At 45.4% G+C, this 6,027-nt stretch carries 7 protein-coding genes; all 7 read right to left on the bottom strand.

All coding sequences use genetic code 11. The features are described from left to right. Positions 1–888 (bottom strand): DUF4347 domain-containing protein (locus QUA36_RS30495; RefSeq protein ID WP_333460082.1); only part of this gene is annotated, 888 nt, incomplete at its 3' end. A 184-nt stretch (positions 889–1,072) separates the two neighbouring features. Further along, complete coding sequence (locus tag QUA36_RS30490; protein WP_333460081.1) at positions 1,073–1,492, bottom strand: hypothetical protein; 420 nt, start codon at positions 1,490–1,492, stop codon at positions 1,073–1,075. 92 nt (positions 1,493–1,584) lie between these two features. Next, positions 1,585–1,824 (bottom strand): hypothetical protein, encoded by a 240-nt coding sequence (locus QUA36_RS30485; protein WP_333460080.1) that lies wholly within the window; start codon positions 1,822–1,824, stop codon positions 1,585–1,587. 60 nt (positions 1,825–1,884) lie between these two features. After that, the gene (locus tag QUA36_RS30480) at positions 1,885–3,075 is read right to left on the bottom strand and encodes a sigma-70 family RNA polymerase sigma factor (protein WP_333460079.1); all 1,191 of its coding nucleotides are present in this window, start codon (positions 3,073–3,075) and stop codon (positions 1,885–1,887) included. 422 nt (positions 3,076–3,497) lie between these two features. Further along, on the bottom strand, positions 3,498–4,265 hold the full coding sequence (locus QUA36_RS30475; RefSeq protein ID WP_333460078.1) for a DUF1350 family protein: 768 nt from the start codon (positions 4,263–4,265) through the stop codon (positions 3,498–3,500). Between the two features lie 152 nt (positions 4,266–4,417). Beyond that, positions 4,418–4,729 (bottom strand): hypothetical protein, encoded by a 312-nt coding sequence (locus QUA36_RS30470; protein ID WP_333168547.1) that lies wholly within the window; start codon positions 4,727–4,729, stop codon positions 4,418–4,420. A gap of 12 nt (positions 4,730–4,741) precedes the next feature. Further along, on the bottom strand, positions 4,742–5,773 hold the full coding sequence (locus QUA36_RS30465; RefSeq protein ID WP_333460077.1) for a glycosyltransferase family 2 protein: 1,032 nt from the start codon (positions 5,771–5,773) through the stop codon (positions 4,742–4,744). Positions 5,774–6,027: the final 254 nt, after the last annotated feature.

Here is a 6,027-nt window from a genome sequence, read left to right as displayed (position 1 = left end):
ACTTACACCCTGAGACCCATATCCAAAGGAATTTCCTGGGGAGAAAGTACCATCACCCTTTCCTAACCAAACTTGATCTCCCTCCTCACCACCAACAGTAACAGCATCGAGGCGTCCATCTCCATTTACATCCCCTAAACTTACACCCTGAGACCCATATCCAAAGGAATTTCCTGGGGAGAAAGTACCATCACCCTTTCCTAACCAAACTTGATTCCCGTTGTAACCACCAAGACTAGGATCTAATTCATCATAATAATGTTGTTTTTGTGCTACAACAGTAACAGCATCTAGGTGTCCATCTCCATTTAAATCCCCTAAACTTACAGCATTAGACGCATCTCCAAAGGGTTCTCCTGGAACAAAGGAAACGAAAATTCCCGGATAGTTCTCTAGTGCTGCTGCTTCAAAGGCTAAGGTAGCAACTGCTTTATTTGTCGTTACCTCTAACTCCCAGTTTCCACCCTTGGCAGCACTCCCTGTCAGAGTCTTAGAAGCGCCAATTTCTGCCCCCGTCAGAGTGTGTAACTTAGCAATAAATTCTTCTCCGGCATCTCCGGCTGCGACGTTACAACCATAGAGGAGGAGGTTGGCAACATCCCACTGTTGCAGTTGCGGGGCGTAGTGGATTAGGGTATCTAAACTCAGTTGGCTATTTCCCAGATACAAGCAACCGGGGGAACCGTGAGAAATAATATGAACTGCATCGATATTCTGACGGTGTTGTAAAACCAGGCTAATTTGTTCGATGCCATCGGCCGTCCCATCTAGGACAAAGACTTCAGTAGTGGGAATGACACCCTCAATGAGTAGCTCAGCGTTTTCGACTCCGGCATCGATAAAAACAATTGAGGTGGCTGGATAGAGAGTTTTTGAAGTATTGAGCATGGGTTTCATCTGGGGAATGTCCTGTTATTCATCAGAAGGTATTGCGGATAAAAGCACCCTATTAATAAGGATATCGGCTGACTAACTGGCTGGAGGGTCGCTGAGATCCTGATCAGATATCTGAAACGAGATCAAATTGATTGATGGGCGAGGTTAGCTAGTCTGCTAACCTTTCACAACCGTTCTAGGGAGTGGGAGACTTAACAACAGCATTGCCAGTAGCGGTACCAAGCTGCACGGTGACAGTTCCAGCACTAAAGGTATTGTTTTGTAAGTTAACTTTGTCGGCGTCAGCAACGGGCGTAACGTCGAAACCAGTCGGATTGCCGACAGTCGTAAAAGCCTGTATCCCTGCACTACCCAGAGCCCAAGCTGAGTTCTGTAAAGCATTGCCAGTTCCAGCAGCATTGTAGTTGAAAGCAGCAGCAGAAGCGTTTTCTTTACCCACAGCAGCCGAGACAGCCACACCTGTAACCGCATTGTTGTTAACAGTGAAAGCCGCAGAACCTGCTATACCACCTTCACCGGCACGGGCTACGGTAGCGAAACCAAAAGCATTGAGAATAACGAGACCACTAACGAAAGCAATACGACGAATCATCATTTTTCAACTCCAGGGTTGGTTTTTTTTCTTCTATTAGTTAGACGTTTCCCGAAGGCGATTTGTGAATTATTCAGTCTTTAGATAGATGGCATCTATAACTTTTGGGGGATGACGCGGTTCGAGGGAGGATTTGACCAATTCCTGCTACGCAGTCCATCTCTTCCTGAAAATCTAGATTGGCGAAACCAGGGATGCCGAATTTTTCCATGCCAAATTCCGCCTAGCGCCATATCGCGCCCAGCGCCAGTCATAGAGAAAGCGGGAATATAGGGGATTGCAGCTCGCGGCAACATTAATGCCGCCTGCACGCCAATAGGTTTTGGCTTTCCCAAGAGTCAGAAAGCAATCCGCTGTAAAAACTGATTTAAAGAGATTTTCTGCCTGCCTATTTTTCAGATCGAAGAAAGCCAGCCGCCGCCACTGTCTGCCCACATCCTCCTGTACAGTAGAAAAGGCGATACAGAAGACGCACCGCTGCGCGATATGCCTCCTGCACCCTGGCGCGATCGCATTTCTCGCGATCGAACATCGGTCAAGTATTGGTTTTCTCTGTTGAGAAACTGGGAATACAGCGGATTGCTGTCGCTGATGGTACAACAGCCCTGTGCGGGCAGCATTAATGCTGCCTGCACACCAAGAGCTTTTTGGCTTTCCCAAGACTCAGAAAGCAATCGGCTGTAGGGGTTAGGGGCGATCGCTTTTTCGCTGTCATTCCCCAGACTATTAGCCAAGATCCGTAGGGGCGAATAATCCTTCGCGCCTAGATGCAAAACACACACTGCCGCTTCTTGCTGTTCCTCACCCGCAACAATTTCTCTTTCTTTTATCTCCCCATCAGATTGAGCCTTCACTAAAACCGGCTCTTGAACTTCCCCACCTGCAACAATTTCTCTTTCTTCAATCTCCTCTGTAACAGGTTTTGTTTCAACAATATTCTGAGACTTTTTCCCTTTTGCAGACTGAGGAGAAACCCTGGACTTAGGATTAGAAAAATCCGAGTCAGTCCCATCTTCGCCGAAATTTTCATTGAACCGCTGACGCAAAATTGCCCGCGCCTGGGAAATTCGCTTGCGGACGTTATCGTAGGATATAGCAAGCTGTTCTGCAATATCTGGATAAGATAGCCCTGATTCAAAATCGAGAAGAAAAGTCTCGCACAATCTATGTGGCAACTCATCTATTGCGGCGCGAAAAAATAATTCGACTTCTCCCCGCATAGCAGCGCGAACTGGTGTTTCTTCTTGGCTAATTAATTCGGTTTGGCTTCCTAGAGCAATGGTGTCTAAACTGTCAACTCCTACTGCACTTCTGTTGCGCTCTCGATGGATATCGGCGCAGAGGTTATCAGTCAGTTTAGTTAACCAAGCCTTAAAATTTTTGATATCATCGGTACAATCTCTTAGTTTCTCCCAAGCTTTCAGCATCGCGCGACTGAGGGCATCTTCAGCATCGGTTGGGTTGCTCATCCACTTGCGACAGCAACGGTAAAGATAATCTTGATTATCCTGCCATAATTTCCAAAAAGCTGAATCTATATCTTGAGTGCATGGGGAAGGAATGGATGCAGAACTAGAAATTAACATCTCTGGAGCCTGAAATTTTAAGTGGACAAATAACTGGCGATTAATTTAGGCAGTAATTTACCTAGCCTCAGATGCACCTATCACCATGTTAACTAACCACTCAGGCTAAAGTCAGTCGGAAAAGTCGGATCTTTCAAGTCGGAAAAGTCGGAAAAGTAGGATCATCGCCGCTATGAGTACATAGCTCAGACATCCCCTTAACAATTTAAGCTCACCCGCTAGCTAAAATGCCACTGTATTAATACTGAATCCAGGCTGATATATAGGTTAAGGGGAGCGTCTGTTTTATATGCTGTCCATCATCCCAAGCCCGCTCAGGAGTTGGCTTTCTGGAACGTTAGCTGTAACTTTATGGTTGTGTCTGAATCACCACCCCCCAGATTTATCCGTGGGAGCATTTCCACAATTTTAAATCTCAAATCTCAAACGCGGGACAGAGGATTCAGCCACAGCAGAATTGTCCGTTTTAATTCATTTAATTCTCGATACACTTCTTGTTTGACCCACTGCCCGATCGCGTCGAAGGGCGTAAAAATTTGACCCACAGGCCAACTAACATCTTGACCCAAGGGTGTTTGATGGTTGCCCGCTAGAGTCTGAACGGTAATCATGTCGGGAAATCGTGCTTTCAGCAGTTTGGTCAACAGCAGGGTTTGGTCGATGTTGTCGCCGTTAAATTTGACTAAAAGATTGCGCCGAATTTGATAGCTATCTTGGACGAGGCGATTAGTCTCTTGCGGGGAAGGGGTAAACTCGACTTTAAAGACAGGGGAAATTTGCTCGACGATGGGGATTGCTTCGGATGCCGCATAATTGTTGAAAGAAATCAGAATATTGCCTGCCCTTTCTACGTCAAATACAGAACCGATCAGCAAGTGCAGTTTGCATCCCATGCTGTGTCCCATTCCGTAAACGGGGAGATAGGAAGATTTGAGCAATTTAGTGCCGCGCAGGCGATCGAGGGCATTTTCAAATTTGTTGAGGACATCGCGGGCGATCGCAATATGATCCAAAGTATTGACAAACGGTGTTGCTACAACAACATATCCTTGATTCCCCAAAGCCTCTAACAGCCAGCGATAGGTGAGTTGGGGTGCTGTCGCCACAAATGCACCGCCGAGAAAATGTACGATCGCGATCGGTCTTGAAGGAATTAATACCCAATTGCCAGAAATTTCTTGCCAGTCCATAAATTCAATCTAATTCAAAGTAAAAATGCGATCGTCCTCTGAAGGTAAAAGGCAGAATGTTTTATAAATTTTTGCTTTTATTTTCTGCATCAAAAAGGGGTTTGCTACCCATTTTTTAATTCCACAAACTTTCCTTTTTACTTATACATTATTTATTTTAACTGTTTTGGGGGTAAATAGCACGGCTGGCGATCGCTGCTGTTAGCGCCCTGTATAGGGTTGAAGCTAGTGGCACAATAAATCAAGGATGACATCCGATCGAGCCTTTCAAAGATTTGTATATCCTGTCCCACCGCACGGCTGCAAGCCGCTGTAGCTAGTCTTGCGGGTAATTGACCCGACAGGATATTAACAGTCAAATAGGGCTCAAAACCCGAATGTCGCGTATTAACCAGCCCCTGGGCGATCGGCGTTGATTCGGCTTTATTGGCAGCACCTAATTTCTTGAGTAAACCCGCATACAACTATAACATCCTTTAGGACAGCCCCTCGATTTCAGACGATCGCTGGGGGTTTAATTGTGGCGAATGACTGATACCTTCTGCGGTTTGATGACTCAACTTTTCGTGAGTCTTCATCCATTTCCACTTGTGTACAGTAGCTTGAGGATTGAGCAATGTGGTAGCGATGCCGTAAACAATAGTAGGCAAAATCTCCTGATTTAACCAACTTTGTCCCAGCTTTCTCATGTAGTGCAGTGCCAAAACTTCTCTAAATTTGTTAAGCCTTTGTAAAAGCGGCAAATTTTTAAAACATAACTGTTCGTACTCGTGGAGTGATAACTCTTTTTCTCCCCGCAAGCGCCGCAATTGGTTTTCCTTGACACAATCAGAAGCTATGCGCTTCTTCAGCCAGTGCTTATCCGTGAGAGAGTTTCCTCTAATTCGATAATTTCCCAAAGGTTCTGTCGCCGCTAGCAAGCCGTACTTTTGAGCAAGTTTGGTAAATAATTCTGTATCTTCTCCTACCTGCCAATTTTCTGCAAACCCCCCTTCTTTGAGAAGAATGGAGCGATGGACTACAACAGAAGACGGGAAAACCCAAGGACTTTCGCCTGTCTCCTTAATCGCCTGCATTTCTGCTTTAGTTGTAGGATAGGTGGGAATATAACTCAACTTCTTACCGTGCTTGTCTAAATATCGCAAAGCGTGAGCCACAGCTTTGACTTCGGGATTGTCTGCGAGCATCTTCAAACAAACTTCTAACTTATGGGGTTCCCAGGTATCGTCGCTGTCGATAAACGCTACATACTCGCCTATGGCGCGATATATCATTAAATTTCTCGACTTAGAAACCCCGTAATTTTGGGGATTCCTGAAGTATTGAATTCTCGAATCTTGCTCGACCAGCTTAGCAGCAACTTTGTCAGTAGCGTCAGTAGAGCAGTCATCAACAATTAAAATTTCTAGATTCTTGTGGGTGCCATTGAGTACGGAAGCAACTGTCTCGGCCAGAGTGTCGGCAGCATTGAATGCAGGAATGATTACGCTGACTTTTTGGCTGTTCATAACTTGCATTAAGGTGTGGTTTGGTAGTTGTTCGCCGAAGTATAGTCTCGAAGCAGACACTCTGACTCATTTACGTGCAAGTACCTGTAGTCAGGAAACTTGCCTACATACTCCAAATATAACAGGTTTACCGACATCAGTGTTATCTATCATAAGGAGGGAACAGCCCTTAGCAGGCCAGGGTAAACGCATCTTAACTTTAACGCAAAATATGCTACAGTTAAATCCGACTAAATTTTAGTGTAGTTTATTCG

The sequence above is a fragment of the Microcoleus sp. Pol10D4 genome (genome assembly GCF_036701555.1).
GTDB lineage: Bacteria > Cyanobacteriota > Cyanobacteriia > Cyanobacteriales > Microcoleaceae > Microcoleus.
The sequence above is the reverse complement of the archived record's forward strand: the minus strand, read 5'-3'. Positions and strand labels throughout refer to the sequence as shown.

What these genes read in the sequence shown, in the direction of transcription:
- QUA36_RS30475 (WP_333460078.1), bottom strand. Translation starts at nt 4,265, where the DNA reads ATGGACTGGCAAGAAATTTCTGGCAATTGGGTATTAATTCCTTCAAGA.
- QUA36_RS30480 (WP_333460079.1), bottom strand. Translation starts at nt 3,075, where the DNA reads ATGTTAATTTCTAGTTCTGCATCCATTCCTTCCCCATGCACTCAAGAT.
- QUA36_RS30465 (WP_333460077.1), bottom strand. Translation starts at nt 5,773, where the DNA reads ATGAACAGCCAAAAAGTCAGCGTAATCATTCCTGCATTCAATGCTGCC.
- QUA36_RS30490 (WP_333460081.1), bottom strand. Translation starts at nt 1,492, where the DNA reads ATGATGATTCGTCGTATTGCTTTCGTTAGTGGTCTCGTTATTCTCAAT.